14 protein-coding genes and 1 riboswitch are annotated in these 21,469 nt (G+C 45.4%); of the genes, 6 read left to right on the top strand and 8 right to left on the bottom strand.

Annotated features, from left to right (window positions below; all coding sequences use genetic code 11):
- Nucleotides 1-19: 19 nt before the first annotated feature.
- The 4 genes from OCV12_RS10640 to torD all read right to left on the bottom strand — a co-directional run bounded on the left by OCV12_RS10640 (nt 20) and on the right by torD (nt 3,774).
- The gene (locus OCV12_RS10640; RefSeq protein WP_261884631.1) at nt 20-700 is read right to left on the bottom strand and encodes a TVP38/TMEM64 family protein; all 681 of its coding nucleotides are present in this window, start codon (nt 698-700) and stop codon (nt 20-22) included.
- Between the two features lie 133 nt (nt 701-833).
- On the bottom strand, nt 834-1,424 hold the full coding sequence (locus OCV12_RS10635; RefSeq protein ID WP_176680141.1) for a TfoX/Sxy family DNA transformation protein: 591 nt from the start codon (nt 1,422-1,424) through the stop codon (nt 834-836).
- 127 nt (nt 1,425-1,551) lie between these two features.
- A riboswitch (cyclic di-GMP riboswitch) is annotated at nt 1,552-1,637 on the bottom strand.
- A 170-nt stretch (nt 1,638-1,807) separates the two neighbouring features.
- Nucleotides 1,808-2,812, bottom strand: coding sequence for an HTH-type transcriptional repressor PurR (purR, locus tag OCV12_RS10630; RefSeq protein WP_261884630.1), 1,005 nt, complete (start codon nt 2,810-2,812; stop codon nt 1,808-1,810).
- 314 nt (nt 2,813-3,126) lie between these two features.
- Nucleotides 3,127-3,774 carry a molecular chaperone TorD gene (torD, locus tag OCV12_RS10625; RefSeq protein ID WP_239830207.1) on the bottom strand — a complete coding sequence of 216 codons (648 nt, stop codon included), beginning with the start codon at nt 3,772-3,774 and terminating at the stop codon, nt 3,127-3,129.
- A 286-nt stretch (nt 3,775-4,060) separates the two neighbouring features.
- On the opposite strand from torD, the gene torR reads away from it, so the two are divergent.
- Nucleotides 4,061-4,774 carry a two-component system response regulator TorR gene (gene torR, locus OCV12_RS10620; RefSeq protein ID WP_017631175.1) on the top strand — a complete coding sequence of 238 codons (714 nt, stop codon included), beginning with the start codon at nt 4,061-4,063 and terminating at the stop codon, nt 4,772-4,774.
- A 200-nt stretch (nt 4,775-4,974) separates the two neighbouring features.
- Here the strand turns inward: torR and elyC are convergent, their stop codons facing one another.
- The gene (gene elyC, locus OCV12_RS10615; protein WP_261884629.1) at nt 4,975-5,823 is read right to left on the bottom strand and encodes an envelope biogenesis factor ElyC; all 849 of its coding nucleotides are present in this window, start codon (nt 5,821-5,823) and stop codon (nt 4,975-4,977) included.
- Between the two features lie 115 nt (nt 5,824-5,938).
- Between elyC and cmoM the strand changes: the two genes are divergently transcribed.
- From cmoM to fdhF, 5 genes are all read left to right on the top strand, one after another.
- The gene (gene cmoM, locus OCV12_RS10610; protein ID WP_261884628.1) at nt 5,939-6,724 is read left to right on the top strand and encodes a tRNA uridine 5-oxyacetic acid(34) methyltransferase CmoM; all 786 of its coding nucleotides are present in this window, start codon (nt 5,939-5,941) and stop codon (nt 6,722-6,724) included.
- Between the two features lie 125 nt (nt 6,725-6,849).
- The gene (gene mukF / locus OCV12_RS10605) at nt 6,850-8,187 is read left to right on the top strand and encodes a chromosome partition protein MukF (RefSeq protein WP_017055049.1); all 1,338 of its coding nucleotides are present in this window, start codon (nt 6,850-6,852) and stop codon (nt 8,185-8,187) included.
- On the top strand, nt 8,168-8,974 hold the full coding sequence (gene mukE, locus OCV12_RS10600) for a chromosome partition protein MukE (RefSeq protein WP_261884627.1): 807 nt from the start codon (nt 8,168-8,170) through the stop codon (nt 8,972-8,974). The genes mukF and mukE overlap by 20 nt, the downstream gene beginning before the upstream one ends.
- Nucleotides 8,971-13,431 (top strand): chromosome partition protein MukB, encoded by a 4,461-nt coding sequence (gene mukB, locus OCV12_RS10595; RefSeq protein WP_261884626.1) that lies wholly within the window; start codon nt 8,971-8,973, stop codon nt 13,429-13,431. The genes mukE and mukB overlap by 4 nt, the downstream gene beginning before the upstream one ends.
- Before the next feature lie 328 nt (nt 13,432-13,759).
- Complete coding sequence (fdhF, locus tag OCV12_RS10590) at nt 13,760-17,989, top strand: formate dehydrogenase subunit alpha (protein ID WP_261884625.1); 4,230 nt, start codon at nt 13,760-13,762, stop codon at nt 17,987-17,989.
- Between the two features lie 110 nt (nt 17,990-18,099).
- Here the strand turns inward: fdhF and OCV12_RS10585 are convergent, their stop codons facing one another.
- The 3 genes from OCV12_RS10585 to OCV12_RS10575 are packed head-to-tail and all read right to left on the bottom strand — an operon-like array spanning nt 18,100 to nt 21,347.
- A complete protein-coding gene (locus OCV12_RS10585) occupies nt 18,100-19,080 on the bottom strand; it encodes an alpha-L-glutamate ligase-like protein (RefSeq protein WP_026084277.1) in 981 nt (326 codons plus the stop codon).
- Nucleotides 19,081-19,083: 3 nt separating this feature from the next.
- Complete coding sequence (locus OCV12_RS10580) at nt 19,084-20,589, bottom strand: inactive transglutaminase family protein (protein ID WP_065585128.1); 1,506 nt, start codon at nt 20,587-20,589, stop codon at nt 19,084-19,086.
- Nucleotides 20,590-20,606: 17 nt separating this feature from the next.
- The gene (locus tag OCV12_RS10575) at nt 20,607-21,347 is read right to left on the bottom strand and encodes an ATP-dependent zinc protease family protein (protein WP_132762771.1); all 741 of its coding nucleotides are present in this window, start codon (nt 21,345-21,347) and stop codon (nt 20,607-20,609) included.
- Nucleotides 21,348-21,469 lie beyond the last annotated feature (122 nt).

The following is a 21,469-nucleotide window of genomic DNA, read 5'->3' as shown; positions in this document are numbered from 1 at the left end:
TGTTAGTCAGCTATATACGTTATTCAGCGACAGGTGTTGAGCGAAACTTGCTCATCAACCATTTGGCAATAATTGGGAATACACCCAGTAATGCAAACGATAGTAGTACTGAAGGTGAAACGATACCTGAAAGTGAATCAATTTCTGCGAGTTGAGTACCAGCATTCAAGAAAACAGCAGTACCAGGTAGCATGCCTATTTGGCTCGTAATGTAGTAACGAGAAACTGACATTGGGGTTAAACCCATCAGTAGATTGATAAGGAAAAACGGGAACACAGGGATCAGGCGAAGCGAGAATAAGTAAAATGCCCCGTCTTTTTCTACGCCCTTGTTAATCGTCGCTAATTTGTCACCAAATTTGGTTTGGATCCAATCACGTAGTAGGTAACGGCTACTCAGGAAGGCAAGGGTCGCACCAATAGCGCTTGCGAAAGATACCAGTAGCAAACTGTTCCAGAAGCCAAACAGTGCAGCCCCTAAAAGCGTGACAACCGCAGCTCCAGGAATAGAGAAAGCAGTGATCATTACGTACGCGACAAAATAGATAGCAGCGGCGGCAATAAAGTTGCTGTCAATGTAGTCATTCAAAACGGCTTGTTGGGCCTTGGCATTTTCAAGCGTTAGGTACTGGCCAAAATTGACGCCTAACAATATGATGGTTACGACCAACACAATACCCAATATCATTTTCTTACTCATTGATACTTCCTCTAATTTTCAATGCATACCATTAGTATAGATAGACAGGCAAAGCATAGATTAACTTTCAACAGATATAAAAAAAGCCGCAAAAAATGCGGCTTAGTTATATAAGTAGTTTGAACTGACAAAGTTAATTGACGCGATTGATAAGCTCTTCACGACGCTGCTGCGGTATAACAGACCAATGTGTTCCATTGATCGCACCTTCTAGCGCCCACAGTAATTCAATACTGACAGAGGACGCATGCGATTCCTTGATGGCGTTAAAGGCGTTTACAGAGCCAGATTCATATAAACGTTCAACGGAATCGATTCCTGCTTTTTTCAACATACGCTCAGTGGCGAGTCGAAGATTCGGCAGATCTTTGAGTCGAGTTGGCTTAGCAGAAGACTGTTCAGCTTTTTCTTCTTTAGCAAAACCCAGAGACGTTGTTGCGAGTTCCAAGATTTTCTCTTGGTCTTGCCACAGGCCTTCAGGCAAAGCGAAATATTTAGTAACGACAGGGAAACCACGTTTTTTGTAGACGTACGGTTGAAACCCTTGTTGTTCGAATTGCTTCGTTGTGCATTTGTCTGCCCGTATATGCAACTGGTCATTAACAACCAGAGCAAACATAGTGTCATCAGCAAAAAGACCGAATCCACCAAACATTGAGCGTGACTTAATTTTTCCTAGGGGCTCAAATAACTTCATTGAGTCCTTTAGTATCGGTTTATCCATGTTATTTATCTCGGTGTATTTGAACTACGCCACCAAATAAGCAGGTCCGAGAGATTAGCAAAATGTTGCAATTAAATTGTCAATAGGCTGTAAATTACTAAATTGTCAGTAGTTACTGCATTTTGCCATCGGTAACCCCGCTACCATACCAACGAGTGGTTTAGGCCGGAAGCTTTGCGTCCCACTTTTTCAAGTGGTTTGCCCTGTGCGTGACTGATTGAATAGAATAAAGTTTTTGTTGAATGAGGCTCACACTTGTTATTTCAAAATGTGACATTGCTTCAATTAATGATCTTTCTGTTGTGCATATAGGTTCATTATAGTTGTTGATAAAAAAAGCGCACCCAAAGGTGCGCTTAATGAAATAAAACTCGTTTTATCAATTAATTTAACGTTTTAACTGTACTTCGTTCAACAATCTCAGGGTGCATTTCGAAGACACGCTTCTCGTGATCTTTATCTTTTATACGTTCTAATAAAATCTCGAATGCATTCTTACCAACACGACGTTTAGGTTGGTGAACCGTTGTTAACGGTGGAGAGAAGTACTCAGCTAGTTCGATGTTGTCGTAACCAATGACTGAAATATCTTCAGGGATACGAATGCCTTTTTCTTGCAATCGGCTCATTAAGCCCAGCGCCATTGTATCGTTGAAACAGAATACTGCTGTTGGGCGATCTTTCATGTCAACGATTTGCTCTGCAGCAAGAACAGCAGTATCACACTCGAAGTTACCTTCAATGATCATGTTGTCATCGGCAGTAATCTTAGCTTCATTGAGTGCGCGTTTGTAGCCTGCGATACGTTCTACACAGGCCGCTTTGTCTAAGTGGCCACTTAAACAAGCAATCTTAGAGTGACCGCGCTCAATAAGGTATTTGGTTGCTAGGTAGCCACCTTCTTCAGAGTTATCGATGATCTTGTCAGCTTGAGAACTCTCTGGGCCCCAGTCCATAATCACTTTAGGGATGTCAGCGTGACGATCTAACATCTCTCTTAGTTCTTCAGTTAGGTCTGAACACATAACTAAGATGCCATCTACACGTTTCTCTGCAAGCATTCGAATGTAGTCACGTTGCTTCTCATAGATACCACCCGTGTTACACAGAATCAAAGTGTAACCTTGACGGTAGCAGTAGCTCTCAACACCATCGATAACTTCAGAGAAGAATAGGTTGGTTGATTGAGTAACAAGCATGCCGATAGTGCGTGTTGTATTGCACTTCAAACTACGAGCAACCGCGCTTGGTGCATAGTTCAGTTCATCTACGGCTTTGTTTACTTTTTCTTGAGTCGCTTCTGCAACAAAACGTGTTTTGTTGATTACGTGAGAAACGGTTGTTGTTGATACGCCGGCTAAGCGAGCGACATCTTTTATAGTGGCCATGGTTTTATCCTATTAGAAGCTACTTTCCCAAAGTACGGAATGAAGTAGCCGTTAAGCTACCTAACTAAGAGCTTAAATTTGTAGGGCTCTTTGGGTACTAAAGTGCTAAAAAACAAAAAACCGCTATGAGCGGCTTGTCTTAACACCGAAATGCTCTGAACTTTAATAAGCATAGCATTTCGTGAATGTTTCATATTTTATCGTTTGCGGTCACAATTTTAGACTGACTAGAAATTACTCGCAATAAAATTCACCCAGAAATCCGGGTGAATTGTCACATTCTACTGAATTTATTTACTTAGTCGCCCAATAAGCTATTCACCGGCTAAATATTGAGTGTCCAATTGACAGAATGCGAGTAGCAGAGATGAGACTGAAGCGTAGAAACCGAATTCATCAACGTCATGACATTTAACGTTGAATTTTGGTACCCAAGTTAGGAGTTGTTGCTCGATAAACTGTTGTTGAACAGCAAATGATTTCTCTAGCTCTTCTTCAAGCTCTGTTTCGTTAGAACGGATGATCAAGTTACCAAGGAAATCGAGTTCGATAGCAATGTGGTCTGCTGGCTCTTTCAGGTCTTGGTTAACCACTAAATTGTGTTTAGCCATGATCTCTTCCATCTCTTTTGCAGGCTTATCGTTTAATAGGCCAGTCTCACCGATGTACATAGAAGCGTATGGAAGGGCACCATGTTTATCCGTCTTTAAGAAAAGGTCACAAAAGTCAGCAGACAGTTCTAGCTGAGCGTCTTCACGTGTTTGCAGACGATTTAGCGCATCAACTAAGCTATCAATCGCAGGCTTTAGTGTTTCATTTTCACCTAAACCAGTTAGGAAAGAACGAATCTCAACAGAGTGGTAGTGATCGAGTTCTTCTTGAGTGAGCTCTTTGGCGAATAAGCTTGATAGCCACCAGTAGATTTCTGCTCTTTGCTCGTTGAACGCTTTCGTATCTTTCATTTCTTGGATCCTGATTTAGTCTTGCGGCGTTTGCATACTCAATATCGTCAAGTGATTTGGGATATAAACACCAAGGCTGAATAACAAGGTTATTTGCGAAACGCAAAGTTACTCGTTAGTAGTAATGCCTATATTGAATTGCGATGGGCGATAAATAGCAAGGTTTAAGATTGTCTTGTATCAAAAAAGATTCATCTTTCTGGCTTTTATCTTCTGTAACACTAGAATTGTTACTAGTTATGAATAGAATAGTTACTGAAACTATTAAATAAGAAAAGTGGTGTAGATGAGCTATCACGTATTAGTCGTAGAAGATGATGTGGTAACCCGCAGTAAACTGGTTGGATACTTCCAGAACGAAGGTTACACAGTGAGCGAAGCAGAAAGCGGCGCTCAAATGAGAAACGTGTTAGATGAAAACAACGTTGATCTCATTATGCTGGACATCAACTTACCAGGCGAAGATGGATTGATGCTAACTCGCGAATTACGCAGTCAATCAGACATTGGAATTATTTTAGTTACTGGACGCACGGATAGCATCGACAAAATCGTTGGCCTTGAAATGGGCGCGGACGATTACGTTACTAAACCTTTCGAACTTCGCGAGTTATTGGTTCGAGTTAAAAACCTACTTTGGCGTATTTCTGCCGCTCGTAAAACGGCAGCAGGCGCAGTAGAAGAAACATCAGACGAGTCTGTGGTTCGTTTCGGTGAGTGGACATTTGATATCCCTCGTCGTGCGCTAAGCAAAAACGGCGAGCCAGTGAAACTGACTAAAGCTGAATATGAATTGTTGGTGGCTTTGTCTTCTTACCCTAACCAAGTATTAAGTCGCGAACGTATTCTGAATATGATCAGCCACCGAGTGGACGCACCGAATGACCGTACGATCGATGTACTGATTCGTCGCATGCGTGCAAAAATGGAATTCGACCCTAAGAACCCACAAATCTTTGTGACGGTTCACGGTGAAGGTTACATGTTCGCTGGTGACTAATGTTCTGAGTGAACTTCTAGTCAGCAACGACATATGAACGAAAAAGCCGAGACATCATTGATGCCTCGGCTTTTTTATTACTTAGCTTTTGTCGTTATCGAACTGACAGCCTACGAATTGTTTTACGATTCTGCCTGCCAATAAGCTGATTTAAATATTAGGCTGAGTTAGACATAAGCAGAGAGAAACATCAGGTTGGTTTACTGCGCTGCAGAAACTTCACCGTCTTCTTCAATTAAGCTCGAAGGCTCAGGAACAACAATTGGCTCTTCCGAAATATCGTTACTGGTGTCTAGCCAATCACGCAGGCTTTGCCAAACCAATCCCATGGTCTCGTGCCAGTAACGCTCTGTCTGTTCTAGATAGATCGCTTTAGGCATGTACTTATTCCAAGGTTCAACAATGCCTTCTTGAGCAAGGTAGTTGGTTGGCGCTGGTAATGGTTTCATGCCAGCCGCGTGGAATTCATTCAATGCACGAGTCATGTGGCTCGCAGATGTCACCAATACCATCTTTTTGTTTTTAACAAACGCGGCAGCTTGGCGAGCTTCTTCCCAAGTGTCTTTTGCTGTCTCAAGCAAAATGATGTCAGGTTTTGCAACACCAAGGGCTAGGGCAACCTTAGCCATCATTCTTGCGTTGCTCACTTCTGTACCAGCACCGTAGCCAGACAAAATAAGCTTGGCACCAGGGTAAAGACGTAGAATACGAATCCCCTCGCTCAAACGCATCAAACCAGTGCGGCTAAGCTCTGATGTTGGTGGGATTTGGTCGTCAACAACATGACCACTTCCAAGCACCATAACGTAATCGACGGTGTCGTCGACAGGTAAAAAAGCGGTGTGTTGCCTTTCCATTGGCATTAAAAGTTGGCTAGAAACTGGCTGGAAAGCGATTAGGAAAATACCACAGAGGGCTGAAAGGGTAATTAGGCAACCAGTCTTCCTTTTGGTAGTAAACATCACTAGGGCTAAGCCCAGAAAAGCGAGAATTAACATTGCTGGCAGTGGCATCAATAGTGAAGACACTACTTTTTTCAGCTCAAACATATCCGAATAGTCCGAAAAAACATCACTTAGTAGTAAAAAGAGACATCGCCTCTTTATTCCTGAAATTCCTGTGACAGAATAGCAGGCACGATAGGACATAATAACTCAAGTAGCCGTGACTGAAGACCGTAATTTCGACGATATTGCCCACAAATTTGCAAAAAATATTTACGGCTCTGACAAAGGAGAGATCCGTCAGATCATCGTATGGGAAGATTTAGAACAAGCTTTGAGCCAATTTGAGCATTCAGCGTCACCGCTGCATGTGCTTGATGCCGGAGGTGGTCTTGCACAGATGTCGCAGAAAATCGCCGCGCTTGGACATAAGGTTTCTTTGTGCGACCTCTCTTCTGAGATGCTTAAGCTTGCCGAAGAAAGTATCAACGAAGCGGGTTTGTTAGAGCAGTATCGATTTATCCATTCTCCAGTGCAAAAGGTGTCAGAACACCTCGATGAGAAAGTCGATGTTGTGATGTTTCATGCCGTAATGGAATGGCTGGCTGACCCGAAAGAGGCGCTTGATTTATTGCTTGAACAAGTCAAACCGGGTGGCGTTGCCTCGATAATGTTTTACAACCACCACGGATTAGTCCTGAAAAATGTGATTTGTGGCAACATTCCTCATGTATTGAATGGGATGCCACATCGAAAACGGTTTAAGCTGCAACCACAAAAAGGCTTGAAGCCAGAAGAAGTTTACCAATGGATAGAAGACGCTGGTCTAGAAATCTGTGGTAAATCAGGCATTCGCTCGTTCAGTGACTACATAGGTAATATGGAGTACATGGGCGATTACCAATTTGAAGATGTATTGGAACTAGAAAAACAGCTATGTCGCCAAGAGCCATATCTGTCGCTAGGCCGTTATATTCACGTTTGGGCTCAAAAACCTGCGCAATAACAGCGGTGAATGTGGTAAAAGAAGCCACAACATGCGCTATGCAATCGTAAGAAGCCCGCGTCATAAAGAAATAGGCGTCATATCTAACATGTTCGATATGACGAAGAACAGTAACAGGAACCACAATGAGTGAAATGACTCAAACTGCCGAAGAGCAGCCAATTGATGAGTTGGTGGGCTGGGTCAAGCAGCATGATTTTTCATTAAACTTGCCGCCAGAGCGCTTAGCATTTTTGATTGCTATCGCAGTACTAAGCAATGAAAGGTTCGATGAAGAGTTGGGCGAAGGTGAACTGCACGATGCATTTACCATCGTCACTCGACTGTTTGAAGATACTGGCGAAGCGTCTGCGTTTCGTGCCAACAACGCCATCAATGAGTTGGTCAAACAGAAGCTGATTAGCCGCTTTACTAGCGAAATCACCGATGGTGCGAGCATTTACCGTTTGTCGCCATTAGCGATTGGTATCTCGGATTATTACTTACGCCACCGTCAGTTCTCAAAATTAAAATTGTCTATCCAGCTTTCTATGGTTGCGGACGAGATGGCGAAAGCCATTGAAGCTGCGCAGAAGGGCGGAACTCCAGGACATTGGAGAAAGAACGTTTACGGCGTGCTCAAGTATTCTGTTGGTGAAATTTTCGATCAGATTGATCTTAACCAACGTGTTATGGATGAACAGCAGCAAACCGTTAAGCAGCAAATTGCCGACCTTTTAAATAAGGATTGGCGAGAGGCGATCAACAACTGTGAAACCTTGCTATCAGAAACCTCCTCCACGCTAAAAGAGTTGCAAGACACCTTGCAAGCTGCGGGTGATGAACTGCAAACACAGATCCTCGATATTCAAGAAATTGTTTACGGTGACGATGAACTCGAGTTCGTTGGCGAAACCCTATTCGGCTTGCAGATGAAGCTCGACCGAATCACTAGTTGGGGTCAGCAAGCGATCGATTTGTGGATCGGTTACGACCGCCACGTTCACAAGTTTATCCGTACCGCGATTGATATGGATAAAAACCGTGCCTTTAGCCAACGCTTGCGTCAGTCGGTTACCGACTACTTTGATGCGCCTTGGTTATTGACCTACGCCGATGCTGAAAAGCTCACCGATTTACGTGATGAAGCCTTGGTACTTCGTGATGATGAAGTCATGGGTCAAGCACCAATCGACGTAGAATACGAAGAATTTGAGCAAGTGAATGATCTACTTTCAGACCGAATTGCAGAGATGTTAAAAGCTCACAAACAGCAAGGTGCGCCAATTGATCTTGGCCTTGTGCTACGCGATTACCTCGCGGCACACCCTCGCACACACCATTTTGATTTAGCCAGAATTGTTGTCGACCAAGCCGTGCGCTTAGGTTACTCAGAGTCTGACTATCAGGCTATTCAGCCAGATTGGCAGGCAATCAACGATTTCGGTGCAAAGGTACAAGCAAATGTCATTAACAAGTACTGATGATTACATGCCAGAGAAACTGGTAAAAGCGATAGCGAACCCATTGTTCCCTGCGCTAGACAGCATGCTGCGTTCAGGTAAGCATATTTCAACAGAAGACCTAGATAACCACGCGTTACTTTCTGATTTTGAAGTTGAGCTTCAGCATTTCTACCAACGCTACAACACCGAGCTTGTGAAAGCGCCAGAAGGCTTCTTTTACCTGCGTCCGCGTTCTACGTCGCTAATCGGTCGTAGCGTTTTGTCTGAGCTGGACATGCTCGTTGGTAAGGTACTGTGTTTCTTGTACCTAAGCCCGGAGCGTCTAGCACACGAAGGTATCTTTACTAACCAAGAGCTGTTTGATGAGTTGATGTCGTTAGCGGATGAGAAAAAACTCATGAAGCTAGCAACCAACCGTGCGTCGGGTTCTGACTTAGACAAAGAAAAGCTGTTTGAAAAAGTGCGTACTTCTCTACGTCGCTTACGTCGTATCGGCATGTTGATTGCGATCGGTGAGACGGGCAAATTCCGTATCAGCGAAGCGGTATTCCGCTTTGGTGCTGATGTACGTGTTGGCGATGACATGAAAGAAGCTCAACTGCGTCTTATCCGTGATGGTGAAGCTGTGGTGCATACTCAAGAGCCTAACCAAGGAAGCTTGTTGAATGAAGAGCAAGCAGAAGCTGCATCAGGAGTCGATGCAGGCGTAGACGAAAACGGTCAACAAGACATTTTTAACGATCAAGCTGGCTTTGACCTTGAGTCAAACGACGGCGAACAAACAAAAGTAGAAGGTGAAGCATGATTGAAAGAGGTAAGTATCAATCATTAACCATGGTCAACTGGAACGGCTTCTTCGCGCGTACTTTTGATATTGATGGATTGGTTACAACGCTTTCTGGCGGTAACGGTGCAGGTAAGTCGACCACAATGGCGGCATTCATCACAGCACTTATCCCTGACCAAAGCCTTCTGCATTTCCGTAACACAACGGAAGCGGGTAGCTCACAGTCATCTCGTGATAAAGGTCTTTACGGTAAGCTTCAACCTGGCGCGTGTTATGCAGCGCTGGATGTAGTGAACTCTCGTAATCAACGTCTGTTGTTTGCAGTAAAACTGCAGCAAGTTGCGGGTCGTGATAAGAAAGTAGACATCAAGCCGTTCGTTATTCAAGGCCTTCCAAGCCATGTGAAACCAACGGACGTGCTGATTCAGAACGTTTCAGACAGCCACGCTCGTGTATGTCAGCTAAATGATGTGAAAGCCGCTGTTGCACAGTACGAAGGGGCGCACTTTAAGGCGTTTTCTTCGATTGTTGATTACCACTCACAGATGTTTGAGTACGGTGTAGTACCGAAGAAACTGCGTAACAGCAGCGACCGTTCTAAGTTCTACCGTCTAATTGAAGCATCACTTTACGGTGGTATATCAAGTGCGATTACACGTTCTTTGCGTGATTACCTTCTACCGCAAAATGGTGGCGTGAAGAAAGCATTCCAAGATATGGAATCGGCACTGCGCGAGAACCGCATGACGCTAGAAGCGATCAAGACAACTCAGTCGGATCGTGACTTGTTCAAACACTTGATCACTGAATCTACGAACTACGTGGCTGCGGACTACATGCGCCATGCCAACGATCGTCGTAACAAGTTAGATCAAACCATGAAGTTCCGTGGTGAACTGTTTGGTTCTCGCGAAACTTTGCTTGATCAAAACAACCTGTTGAATCGTGTTCAAGAAGAACTCGAACTGCTGGTGGATCAAGAGTCAGCGCTAGAGCAAGATTACCAAGCGGCTTCGGATCATCTTCAATTGGTTCAAACTGCACTTCGTCAGCAAGAGAAAATTGCTCGCTATAGCGAAGATCTAGAAGAGCTTAATGAGCGTCTAGAAGAGCAGATGATGGTGGTTGAAGAAGCTCAAGAACGCGTACTTCTGGCTGAAGAGCAGGCAACCATTACTGAAGAAGAAGTGGATAGCCTGAAAACTCAGCTTGCTGATTACCAACAAGCGTTGGATGTTCAGCAGACTCGTGCTCTTCAATACCAGCAAGCCGTGCAAGCATTAGAGAAAACCAAGCAGTTGCTAGGTGATGACTCTATTACTGCAGAAAGCGCGTTAACCTTGGTTTCTGAGCTAAAAGCACAAGAAGAATCTAGCACGCAGACGTTACTGTCTACTAAGCACAAGCTCGACATGTCTTCTGCAGCTTCTGCACAGTTCGATAAAGCACTGTCTTTGGTTAAGAGCATCGTTGGTGACGTAGAGCGTAAAGAAGCGTCTTACAGCGCCAAGCAAGCTCTAGAAAAAGGCCGTAACGCGAAACACGTTGTTGAGAACGAACAGCAATGGCGTGCTCAGCATCGCGACATGGCTCGTGATGTCGCGCAGCAACGTCAAGCGAAAGAGCTAGCGACTGAATACCAAAAGCAACACAACATTTCACTGACTGACGAAGCGGTTTTCGAAGAAGAACGTGAACGTCATGCAATGCAGATCGAAACGCTTGAGTATGCTCAAGAAGAGTTACGTGAAGCGAAAAGTGAACAACGTCGTGTGCAACAAAACCACGATCAAGAGATTCAAAAGCTAGAATCTATTGCTCCTGCTTGGATCACAGCAAACGATGCCCTTGAAGCGCTAAGAGATCAAACCGAAGCTGAGCTAGAAGATAGCCAAGCGGTAATGACTCAAATGCAGCAAGTACTTGAAGACGAAAAATCTCAAGCGGTTGCTAAAGATCAACTGGCAACTCGCCGAGCTGAACTTGAGCAAGAAATTGAGCGTCTAGCCTCTCCAGGTGGTTCTAACGATCCTCGCCTGAAAGGCCTAGCGGACACCCTTGGTGGCGTGTTGCTTTCTGAGATCTACGACGACATCACGATTGGCGATGCGCCATACTTCAGTGCGATGTACGGCCCGGCTCGTCATGCGATTGTGGTTTCAGATCTTGATGGCATCAAAGAGAAACTGATTGATCTTGATGATTGTCCAGAAGACCTTTACATCCTAGAAGGTGATGTAGACGCGTTTGATGACAGCTCATTCAACGCGGATGAGTTAGAAGGCGCGGTGTGTGTTCAGTTGAACGATCGCCAAATGCGTTACTCTCGCTTCCCTGAGATCCCACTGTTTGGTCGCGCTGCTCGTGAACAACGCCTTGAAAAATTGCGTGAAGAGCGTGATGTAGTTGTTGAGAACCACGCCAAAGCAGCGTTTGATTCTCAAAAACTGAATCGCCTATACCAAGCATTCAACAGCTTTGTTGCGAAGCACCTGCACGTTGCGTTCAACGCTGATCCAGAGCAGGCGCTAGCGTCTATTCGTGATAAGCGTAACCAAATTGTTCGTTCTCTGGCAGATCTAGATTCTAAAGAGCAACAACAACGCAGTCAGCTTCTACAAAGCAAACAGGCACTTGGTGCATTAGACAAACTCGCGCCTATGGTTCGTATTCTTGAAGACGAAACATTAGCTGAACGTCTCGCTGAATTAGAAGCACAACTAGAGCGTTTAAGCGAAGCGAAGTCTTACTTGAACACTCACGGCAAAGCGCTGACTTCATTAGAGCAAATTGTTTCTGCACTCGACGCTGATCCAGAGCAATTTGAAGCTTTGGAAGCAGAGTACCGTCAAGCAGACAACGCACTGCAAACGCTAAAAGGCAAAGTGTTCGCACTGTCTGATCTGATTGAGCGTCGTCACTACTTTGCTTACGCAGACTCTGTTGACCTGCTTAACAAGAGCAGCGAACTGAGCGAGCAGTTGAAAGCGAAACTGGTTCAAGCGGAACAAGCAAGAGCGAAAGGTCGTGATGGCCTGAAACAAGCTCGTGAACAGATGAACCAGTACAACCAAGTATTGGCAGCACTGAAGAGCTCGCACCAAGCGAAGCAAGAGACGGTTCAAGAGTTCAAGCAAGAGCTTCAAGAGTTCGGTGTTAACGCTGATGAAGGCGCAGAAGAACGCGCTGTACGTCGTCGTGACGAGCTTCAAGAGCGTCTACACACGTCTCGAAGCCGTAAGAGTGAATACGAGCGTACGATTACTTCAACTGAACTTGAGATGAAAGCGCTGGCTAAGCGTCTTAAGAAAGTACAGAAAGAGTACACAGAGCTTCGTACCTTTGTGGTTGCAGCAAAAGCAGGTTGGTGTTCAGTACTTCGTCTAGCTCGTGAGAATGACGTTGAACGTCGTCTACACAAGCGTGAACTGGCTTACCTAACGGCTGGTGAACTTCGCTCAATGTCGGATAAATCACTGGGTGCGCTACGTTTGGCTGTGGCTGACAATGAAGACCTACGTGATTCGCTGCGTCTATCGGAAGATAATGCACATCCAGAGCGTAAGGTTCTGTTCTACATTGCGGTTTACCAACATCTTCGTGAGCGTATTCGCCAAGACATCATTCATACGGATGATCCGGTTGAAGCAATCGAAGAGATGGAAGTTGAGCTAGCTCGATTAACAGAAGAACTGACCCAGCGTGAAAACCGCCTAGCGATCAGCTCTGAGTCGGTAGCAAGCATCATTAAGAAGACGATTCAGCGTGAGCAGAACCGTATTCGTATGCTGAACCAAGGCTTGTCGAACATTTACTTTGGTCAGGTTAAGGGCGTACGTCTGAATGTTAAGATCCGCGAAAGTCACGAAATCTTGCTATCAGGCCTCGCGACTCAACAAGAGCAGCACAAAGACTTGTTCGAGACGACTCGTTTCACCTTCTCTGAAGCAATGGCGAAGTTGTTCCAACGTGTGAACCCACACATCGACATGGGTCAACGTTCTCCGCAAGTTCTAGGTGAAGAGCTACTGGATTACCGTAACTACTTAGAGCTAAGTGTTGAAGTTAACCGTGGCTCTGATGGTTGGTTACAAGCGGAATCGGGCGCACTGTCTACCGGTGAGGCGATCGGTACTGGTCAATCTATCCTATTGATGGTTGTTCAGAGCTGGGAAGAAGAGTCTCGTCGACTTCGTAGCAAAGACATTGTTCCATGTCGCTTGTTGTTCCTTGATGAAGCAGCACGTCTGGATGCGAAGTCTATCTCTACACTGTTTGAACTGTGTGACCGTCTAGGTATGCAGCTTCTGATTGCAGCACCGGAGAACATCAGCCCAGAGAAAGGCACAACCTACAAACTGGTACGTAAGGTCTTCAAAGATCATGAACACGTACACGTTGTTGGTCTGCGCGGTTTTGCTCAAAACAAACCTGCATCGCCAGTGCAAGAGCTGATTGAAGAAGCTGAGCAGTAAGTTTTAAGCCGATTTATCATATCAATTCAAAGCCTCTATTCACTTTATATACAGTGAATAGAGGCTTTTTTATATCTGAAATCTAATCTCCCTAATTACACCTGCCTTCCTAAAATGGTCTTTATCTTCAACTTAACGTTTTCCATATACAGATAAGACCACTCATACCTTATGGTTATTATCAATGGAACTTGTTTGAGGTCACACGCACAAAACCATAATTAATGTATGGTAATCACATAGATTAAATAATATTAATAATATTGTATTACTTTATTTTTAATTATTGATAACTCGCAGTGTGCGAAAGGTAAAGGTAGGACAGGCTATGATTCAAATCGTCATTGATGGGAAATTTCGAATCGTCGAACAAGGGCAAACCGTTCTTGAGGCGGCAAAAACATGTGGTTTAGAGATTCCATCGTTATGTGGTTTGAACAAAACAGCGGACAAAGTGCCGTGTGATTTGTGTGTGGTTGAAGTGGATGGGATGGGCGTCACTCGCTCTTGTGAGCTTGAGGTAACCAATGGCTTGAACATCACCACTCAATCTAAACAGCTAACGACTCATCGCCAAGATGCGCTGAATCGCATCATGACAGACCACTACGCTGACTGCGAAGCTCCGTGCCAGACCGCGTGCCCTGCGGGAGTCGATATTCAATCTTACCTTCATCATATTGCGCAAAATGATCATACCCAAGCCATCGAAGTGATTAAGAAAACATTGCCGATGCCACTATCGATTGGTCGTGTATGTCCTGCTTTCTGTGAAACCGAGTGTCGAAGAAACTTAGTCGATGACTCTATTGCGATTCGCCAGCTCAAGCGACACGCAGCCGATGCCGATTTGGCTGCGCAAGAGAGCTACATGCCTGCGAAGAAACCCAACAAAGGTAAGAGCATTGCGATTGTCGGCAGTGGCCCTGGTGGCTTAACAGCAGGCTATTACCTATCTAATGAAGGTTATGATGTCAGTGTTTACGAATCGATGCCTAAAGCTGGTGGCTGGCTGCGCTATGGTATTCCAGAATATCGTCTACCGAAGTCGATTCTAGATAAAGAAATCGAACTCATGTGTCGTAACGGAATGGCAGTAGAGTGCGATAAAAAGCTTGGTGTTGATTTCACCTTGTCAGATCTCAGTCGTGACTTTGATGCGGTCTGCTTAGCCGTGGGTGCGTCACAAGCTGTTGAGATGAATTATCCCGGTAGTGACCTTGAAGGTTGCTATTTGGGTGTCGATTATCTGAAAGATTATGTAACTGACCAACACTTCACTACCGGCAAAAAAGTCGCTGTGATTGGTGGTGGTAACACGGCGATTGACTGCGCTCGAACCGCAGTACGTGATGGTGCGGACACCACGCTGATTTATCGTCGTACACGAGATGAAATGCCGGCCGAAGATTACGAAATCGAAGAAGCTGAACATGAAGGTGTTAAGTTCCACTTCTTGACCAACCCGGCTGAGAATATTGCTGATGACAATGGTCATGTATCTGAGATTCGATTAGAACGTATGGCACTTGGCCCTGCAGATGCTTCTGGTCGTCGTAGCCCAAAACCAACGGGTGAGTTCTTTGTTGAAGCGTTCGATACGGTTATCGCTGCAGTGTCGCAGAAACCAGATTTAAGTTTCATGGATAACGAAGAGATTGATATCCCACTGACACGTTGGAACACCGCGGACGCTGATCCGCAAACCATGCACACAGGTACGGGCAATATATTTAGTATCGGTGACTTCCGTCGTGGTCCAGCGACAGCAGTTGAAGCGGTAGGAGACGGGCGTATTGCTGCGCAAGCGATCGACCGATTCTTCAATGGTGATATGGAAAACATTCCAGCTAAACCGTTTAACTCAAGAAAGCATAAGCAGCTAAAAGCCGTTGATCCCGAGCAGTATAAGTCGATACAGCGCATGGCGCGCAAAATTATGCCAGAGCTAACACCAGAGCAGCGAGAGCAAAGCTTCGATGAAGTAGAAACGGGCTTTGATAATGCCGATGCAATCGCAGAAGCCGCAAGATGTCTAGAGTGTGGTTGCCAAGCCAATACCGATTGTGACCTTCGTGATTACTCAACTGAGTACAAGGCAATCCAAACACATCCAGAATACAAAATCGATGTTGCTTCTAATGAGAGCTGGCAAGCCATTCGCGCAGAGGAATCCAAAGTTGGTTCGACAAGGCAGAAGTTTGCTGTCGATGATAGCTCTGAATTCATCATCTTTGACGCCAACCGCTGCATCAGTTGTGGTCAGTGTATCCAAGCATGTCGTGAACAGAACGTTCATGGCGTTCTAAGCTTCATGAATCAGTCAGACGGCAAGCCAGCTTCAAGACCTGAGTGCCGCCCAAATTTTGGGGCTGACAAGACCTTAATGGGCGACTCTAATTGTGTTCAATGCGGCTCTTGTATTCAAGCCTGCCCAACAGGTGCGATGGTAGATGCGAGAGATAGAAAACAAGGCGACACCGACATCCTCAAAAAGGTCGATACTATCTGCACTTATTGTGGTGTGGGCTGTAAGCTGACCATGCATGTTGACGAAGCAAAAAACAAAATCCGTTATATCGAGGGCGGTGATTCTCCGGTTAACGAAGGCATGCTGTGTGTTAAGGGACGCTTCGGTTTCGACTTCGTCGGCAGCGACGCCCGTTTGACTACGCCATTAATTCGTAAAGATGGCTGGCTACAACCTGCGAGCTGGGAAGAAGCCATTACGCTGATTGCCGATAAGTTCACAGCAATTAAACAAGGTTTTGGTAGTAATGCACTGGCGGGTTTCTCATCGGCTAAAACCACCAATGAAGATAACTATGTGTTCCAAAAATTCATTCGTCGTGAACTTGGCACCAACAACGTCGACCATTGCGCTCGCCTTTGTCATGCTTCGACGGTGACTGGACTTGAAGCGTCTCTAGGTAGTGGAGCGATGACCAATGATATCCCAAGCATCAAACACTCAGATGTCATCTTTATCATTGGTTCTGACACCACATCCGCGCACCCAATTATCGGCTCACACATCAAACAGGCAGTAAGGCATAACGGTGCTCGACTGATCGTCGCTGATCCTAAGAGAATCGATATTGCCGACCATGCTGAGCTTTACTTGGCACACCGACCGGGTACTGATGTGATGCTGATTAATGGCGTGATGCAGCAGATTATCAAGCACGGTTGGTATGACCAAGATTACATTGATGATCGTGTCGATGGCTTTGATACCTTGCTACAAGAGGTGATGTCACCAAGCTACTCACTAGACAAAGTAGAACTGGTGACGGGCGTTAAAGCAGAAGACATCTTCGCGATGGCGCGCTTGATAGGTACTGCAGAACGCACGGCGGTGTATTACTCTATGGGTATCACGCAACACACCACTGGTCACGACAACGTTCGCTCTATTGCTAACCTACAGCTCTTATGTGGCAATATCGGTATTGAAGGTGGGGGCATCAACCCGCTGCGTGGTCAATCCAATGTTCAAGGTGCATGCGACATGGGTGCATTGCCAAATAACCTACCGGGTTATCAGAAAGTGTATAACCCAATGGTTCGCCAAAAATTCGCGATGGAGTGGGGCGTTGCTGATTTGCCTGCTGAAACGGGGTTAACGCTGACCGAAATTATTGACGGGGCGTGTCATCGAGATGTGCGTGGTTTATATGTGATGGGTGAAAACCCTGTGCTCAGTGACCCGAATCAAGCACACGTGATTGAAGGGCTTGAAGCGTTAGATTTCCTTGTGGTGCAAGACATCTTCTTAACCGAAACGGCGCAGTATGCCGATGTGGTTCTGCCGTCTTGCTCGTTCGCCGAGAAGTCTGGTCACTTTACTAATACTGAACGACGCGTTCAGCGTATTAACCCAGCGGTATTGCCTCCAGGTGAAGCGAAAGAGGATTGGGTGATTATCCAAATGCTAGCCAACGCAATGGGCGGCGGTTGGAGCTACGATTCAGTTGCGGACATTACTAATGAGATTGCTCGTGTCACGCCACAATATGGTGGTTTACGTTGGGAAAACATCACAGTTAATGGCGTGCAATGGCCAAGCAATAAAAACAACCCTGATGGCACACGTATTATGCACCAGACTCAGTTCACTCGTGGACGTGGCCAAATGGAAGCGATTCCGTTTCGATATGCGGCAGAACTGCCAGATGCGGAATACCCGTTAGTATTAACGACAGGCCGTATCTTAGAGCAATTCCATACTGGCACTATGACACGTAAAACGAAAGGTCTGGATAATTTAGCAGGGCCACGTGCGATGGTCAGTGTTCATGACGCTGAAGCGTTAGGGATCTCGAATGGTCAGATGCTCAAAGTCTCAACACGTCGTGGTGAAATTGAAATCGCAGCATTTGTAACGAAGCGAATGCAGAAAGGCGTGGTGTTTATTCCATTCCATTTCGTGGAGTCTCCTGTGAACCGTCTGACGACAACGGCGACAGATCCGCATGCCAAGATCCCTGAGTTTAAGGTTGCGGCAGTGCGCATTGATCCGATTCGTGAGCCTGAAATTGAAGCGACAGAAGCTTAGCCCAACTCGCTAACAAGTGGCAGAGACTAAAAAGCCGCGTAACTCTCAGAGTTATGCAGCTTTTTTATTGAGCTCTAGTTAGGTATCAAGTGACCTAGTCAGCTACTTGCTTAGTTTGGAACAATCTCGTTGCCGTGAACACCGAATTGCTTAGCAGCGTATGCAACGCGCTCTGCTGGTTTCGGGTACTCAGCCGGCGTACCAAGGTTCTCAATATGGTGCAATCGAGGTAGCAGACCCGCACCATTCGCAATTTGGATAGCCAAACCTGGACGTGCGTTAAGCTCAAGTACCATTGGGCCTTCTTCTTGGTCTAGAACCATGTCAGTACCCATGTAGCCAAGACCTGTCATTTCCCAAGCGCTTGATGCCAGTGTGAGCAGTTTTTCCCAATGCGGCACTTGAAGTAGCGCCAACTCTTTACCCGTATCTGGGTGGTGAGTGACTGGGTGGTCAAACTGAACCGCACGAACGGCTTTACCCGTCGCAATACAAATACCTACGCCCACAGCCCCTTGGTGCAAGTTAGCCTTGCCGTCTGAAGCTGAAGTAGATAAGCGCATCATCGCCATTACAGGGTAGCCCTTGAATACGATGATTCGTACATCTGGTACACCTTCGTAACTAAAGCCATCGAAACACTCATCAAACTTGATGAGGTTTTCAACTACCGCAACATCGTTCTTACCACCAAGTGAGAAAAGACCTGCAAGAGCGTTACTGATGTGACGCTCTACGTCTTCTTCATTGATAGTCGAACCTGATGGCTTGGTATAAACGCCGTCCTTGTGAGAAGTCACAACAAGTATGCCTTTACCACCACTGCCTTGAGCTGGCTTGATTACGAAACCCGGCCACTCTTTTACCATCTTGTGGATTGTTTTTACTTCAGCTTGGTGACCAATAACGCCAATCAGCTTTGGCACGGTAGCGCCAGCCTGTTCAGCGATGATCTTAGTCTTAAGCTTGTCATCAACGAGTGGATACTTGGAACGATCATTGTAGCGACCAATGTAACTATGGTTACGCTTGTTCATTCCCATTATGCCTTTGTCTTTCAACCTAAACGGTGAAGTAAACTGATCAAACATAACTTAGTCCTCCGCTAGCGGTTTAAAGCGACGAAGCTCAGTTAGACGGTAGCCTGTGTAGTTACCTAGTAGCAAGATGGTCGCTAGAATAACAAGCTGTAAACCAATAAAGTTAAACGTTAAGTGCTGAATGAACGGGTTAGTCATGCCTAAGTAAACAAGAACCGCAGTGAATAGAGAACCACCACCTTGTAGCATTACTTCTTTCGCGCCTTCTTCTTCCCATAGGATAGACATACGTTCGATAGTCCAAGATAGGATGATCATTGGGAAGAACGTAATCGATAGACCTTCAGTTAGACCGACTTTAAACGCGACCACGGTAAACACGGAGATAATCATGATTACCGTAATGATTACGGCGGATATCCTGGCAACCAGTAGCAAGTTGAGTTTGGACAAGTAACTTCGAATAATAAGACCCGTACCAACGATCAGTAGGAAGCCAACAATACCCGTTACCAATTGTGTTTGAACAAAGGCCACCGCAATCAGAACTGGCATGAAGGTACCAGACGTTTTCAAACCGATGATGACACGCAAGAACACAACAATAAGTGCACCGATAGGAATCAGCATGATGGTTTTAAACATCGCTTGTTCTTCTAGCGGTAGGCTGTGAATTGATAGGTTTAACAGCTGATCAGCCGATACTTTACTGTTGGTTGCTTCAGTCGGTGAAACCTCTTGAGCAATCATAGAGAAGTGAACTTTACTGTTCTGACCGCCCACTACATCAAGCAGAGACACGTTTGATTCGTCCCAGATCAGTAGGTTTGGTTGAACTTGCTGTTCGCTCGATTCCGGAGAGAAAAGAATCCACTCATCGTTATCCCAAATCTGAATCATGTTCTGAATAGATTGACGACGACGGCCATCTTCTAGCTCGATAACACCAACCACTTTGTTGTGTATTTTCGCTGCTGAAAGTAGCTTGTGTGTCGCTTCCACTTTGGTCATGTTGTTCAGAATCAGCGCCGAGTTTTGGCTGTCTGGATCATTCAGCGTTTTGATGAGCTCACGAGTGAACGTTAGATTGTCTGCAGAACGCTTTGTCGCTCTGTCGATCAGAGCAAGAGACGCCGCTTCTTCCGGACCGTCGAAGCTTGGTTGAACCACTTCACCTTCTGGTGGTGTGTCGTTCACTTTAGCTTGGTTGTCGACTAGGAATTGTGTCTTGTAGTAGATGGTTTGAGGGCCATCTGCGTAACGAATAGACCACTCAGCACGACGACCTGACTCAGTATTTAAGTAAGAAATACCGTAACCTGGTGATGACGCCGATTCGCCGATAAGTGTGTAGTTAGACTGAGTATGAGGAGCCGCTAAGGAAACTTTTGCTTCTTTGCCTACTGCGTTGAACTCAATGCGAGCTTCAACGTCCCAAACCTGTCTGGTTTCCCCTGGAGTCCAAGGTACACCGTAGGTCGTATGTCTGAACATACTCAGTGTTATACCTGCCACGATAAGCAGGAATATAGAGATATAAAATGGAATTCTTGACGTCATAGCTTACCCTACTATTGTTATTTAACTTCCGTTTGTACGTACTTTTTACTTACATCTACTAGCGCTATGTCTTTGATAAATTCGCGCCCTAGTAATACAGGGTGACTCATTTGAGAGCGATCCGCCAATGTAAATTGCGCTTTTTCATGGATTTTTCCAACTTTAACCCATAATTCAATCACAGCTCGACGTTCTGTCTGATCATTCGTTGATTGACGGATTTTCACATAACGTACAACAGGCGCTTCAATCCATTTTTGGTCTTCTGCTGCTTGCCCTTGGTCGTCTAGGTGGAACTTAACCCAGTTCTTACCATTTCGTTCGAATTCTTTAATATCGACGGCATTTAAAGAGGAGGTTGTTGCGCCAGTATCCACTCGAGCATCAAAGCTTTGTTTGATTGAGTCGATAGACACTTTTTCGATTCCGCCAAGGATAGTTGGTTGTGAGGTAGGAGCGATAGGAGCCGCTGCAACTGCTACGGGTTCTTCTTCCTCTAGCTCTTCAATGACTTTGTGTTCCATGCTCGTTAGATGGACATCTAACTGATTTGAAAGGGTGATGATTTCGTCTTCTAAGCTTTCAATGTAATCACTTTGATTACTGACTTGCAGTTCAAGATTTTGAACCTTATTTGCGATGTTTGTCTCTGAGCGGGCAATAGCATCGAGAGTTTCTTGGTGGTAGGCAGCACCGTTAGTAAGGGTACAGCCAGAGAGCAAACCAACCGCCACAATAGGCGATAATCGCTTAAACATAAAAAAACCTTTGGAAATTAGAGAATAGTTCAGACTATTTAGAAGTTTAGCCCACAAAAAAGGATGCGTGAAGCATCCTATTGTAAGAGTCTGGTCATATTGAATCGCAATGTGAGCGCGAC

Source organism: Vibrio pomeroyi (genome assembly GCF_024347595.1).
Classification (GTDB): Bacteria; Pseudomonadota; Gammaproteobacteria; order Enterobacterales; family Vibrionaceae; genus Vibrio; species Vibrio pomeroyi.
Note: the sequence above shows the minus strand (reverse complement) of the source record. Positions and strands in the feature narration are given on the sequence as shown.

Bases quoted from the DNA above. Each gene is read 5' to 3' on its own strand.
- mukE (WP_261884627.1), top strand. From the start codon at position 8,168: ATGTCATTAACAAGTACTGATGATTACATGCCAGAGAAACTGGTAAAA.
- OCV12_RS10585 (WP_026084277.1), bottom strand. From the start codon at position 19,080: ATGTTTGATCAGTTTACTTCACCGTTTAGGTTGAAAGACAAAGGCATA.
- OCV12_RS10575 (WP_132762771.1), bottom strand. From the start codon at position 21,347: ATGTTTAAGCGATTATCGCCTATTGTGGCGGTTGGTTTGCTCTCTGGC.
- elyC (WP_261884629.1), bottom strand. From the start codon at position 5,823: ATGTTTGAGCTGAAAAAAGTAGTGTCTTCACTATTGATGCCACTGCCA.
- torD (WP_239830207.1), bottom strand. From the start codon at position 3,774: ATGAAAGATACGAAAGCGTTCAACGAGCAAAGAGCAGAAATCTACTGG.
- mukB (WP_261884626.1), top strand. From the start codon at position 8,971: ATGATTGAAAGAGGTAAGTATCAATCATTAACCATGGTCAACTGGAAC.
- fdhF (WP_261884625.1), top strand. From the start codon at position 13,760: ATGATTCAAATCGTCATTGATGGGAAATTTCGAATCGTCGAACAAGGG.
- OCV12_RS10635 (WP_176680141.1), bottom strand. From the start codon at position 1,424: ATGGATAAACCGATACTAAAGGACTCAATGAAGTTATTTGAGCCCCTA.
- torR (WP_017631175.1), top strand. From the start codon at position 4,061: ATGAGCTATCACGTATTAGTCGTAGAAGATGATGTGGTAACCCGCAGT.
- purR (WP_261884630.1), bottom strand. From the start codon at position 2,812: ATGGCCACTATAAAAGATGTCGCTCGCTTAGCCGGCGTATCAACAACA.
- OCV12_RS10640 (WP_261884631.1), bottom strand. From the start codon at position 700: ATGAGTAAGAAAATGATATTGGGTATTGTGTTGGTCGTAACCATCATA.
- mukF (WP_017055049.1), top strand. From the start codon at position 6,850: ATGAGTGAAATGACTCAAACTGCCGAAGAGCAGCCAATTGATGAGTTG.
- OCV12_RS10580 (WP_065585128.1), bottom strand. From the start codon at position 20,589: ATGACGTCAAGAATTCCATTTTATATCTCTATATTCCTGCTTATCGTG.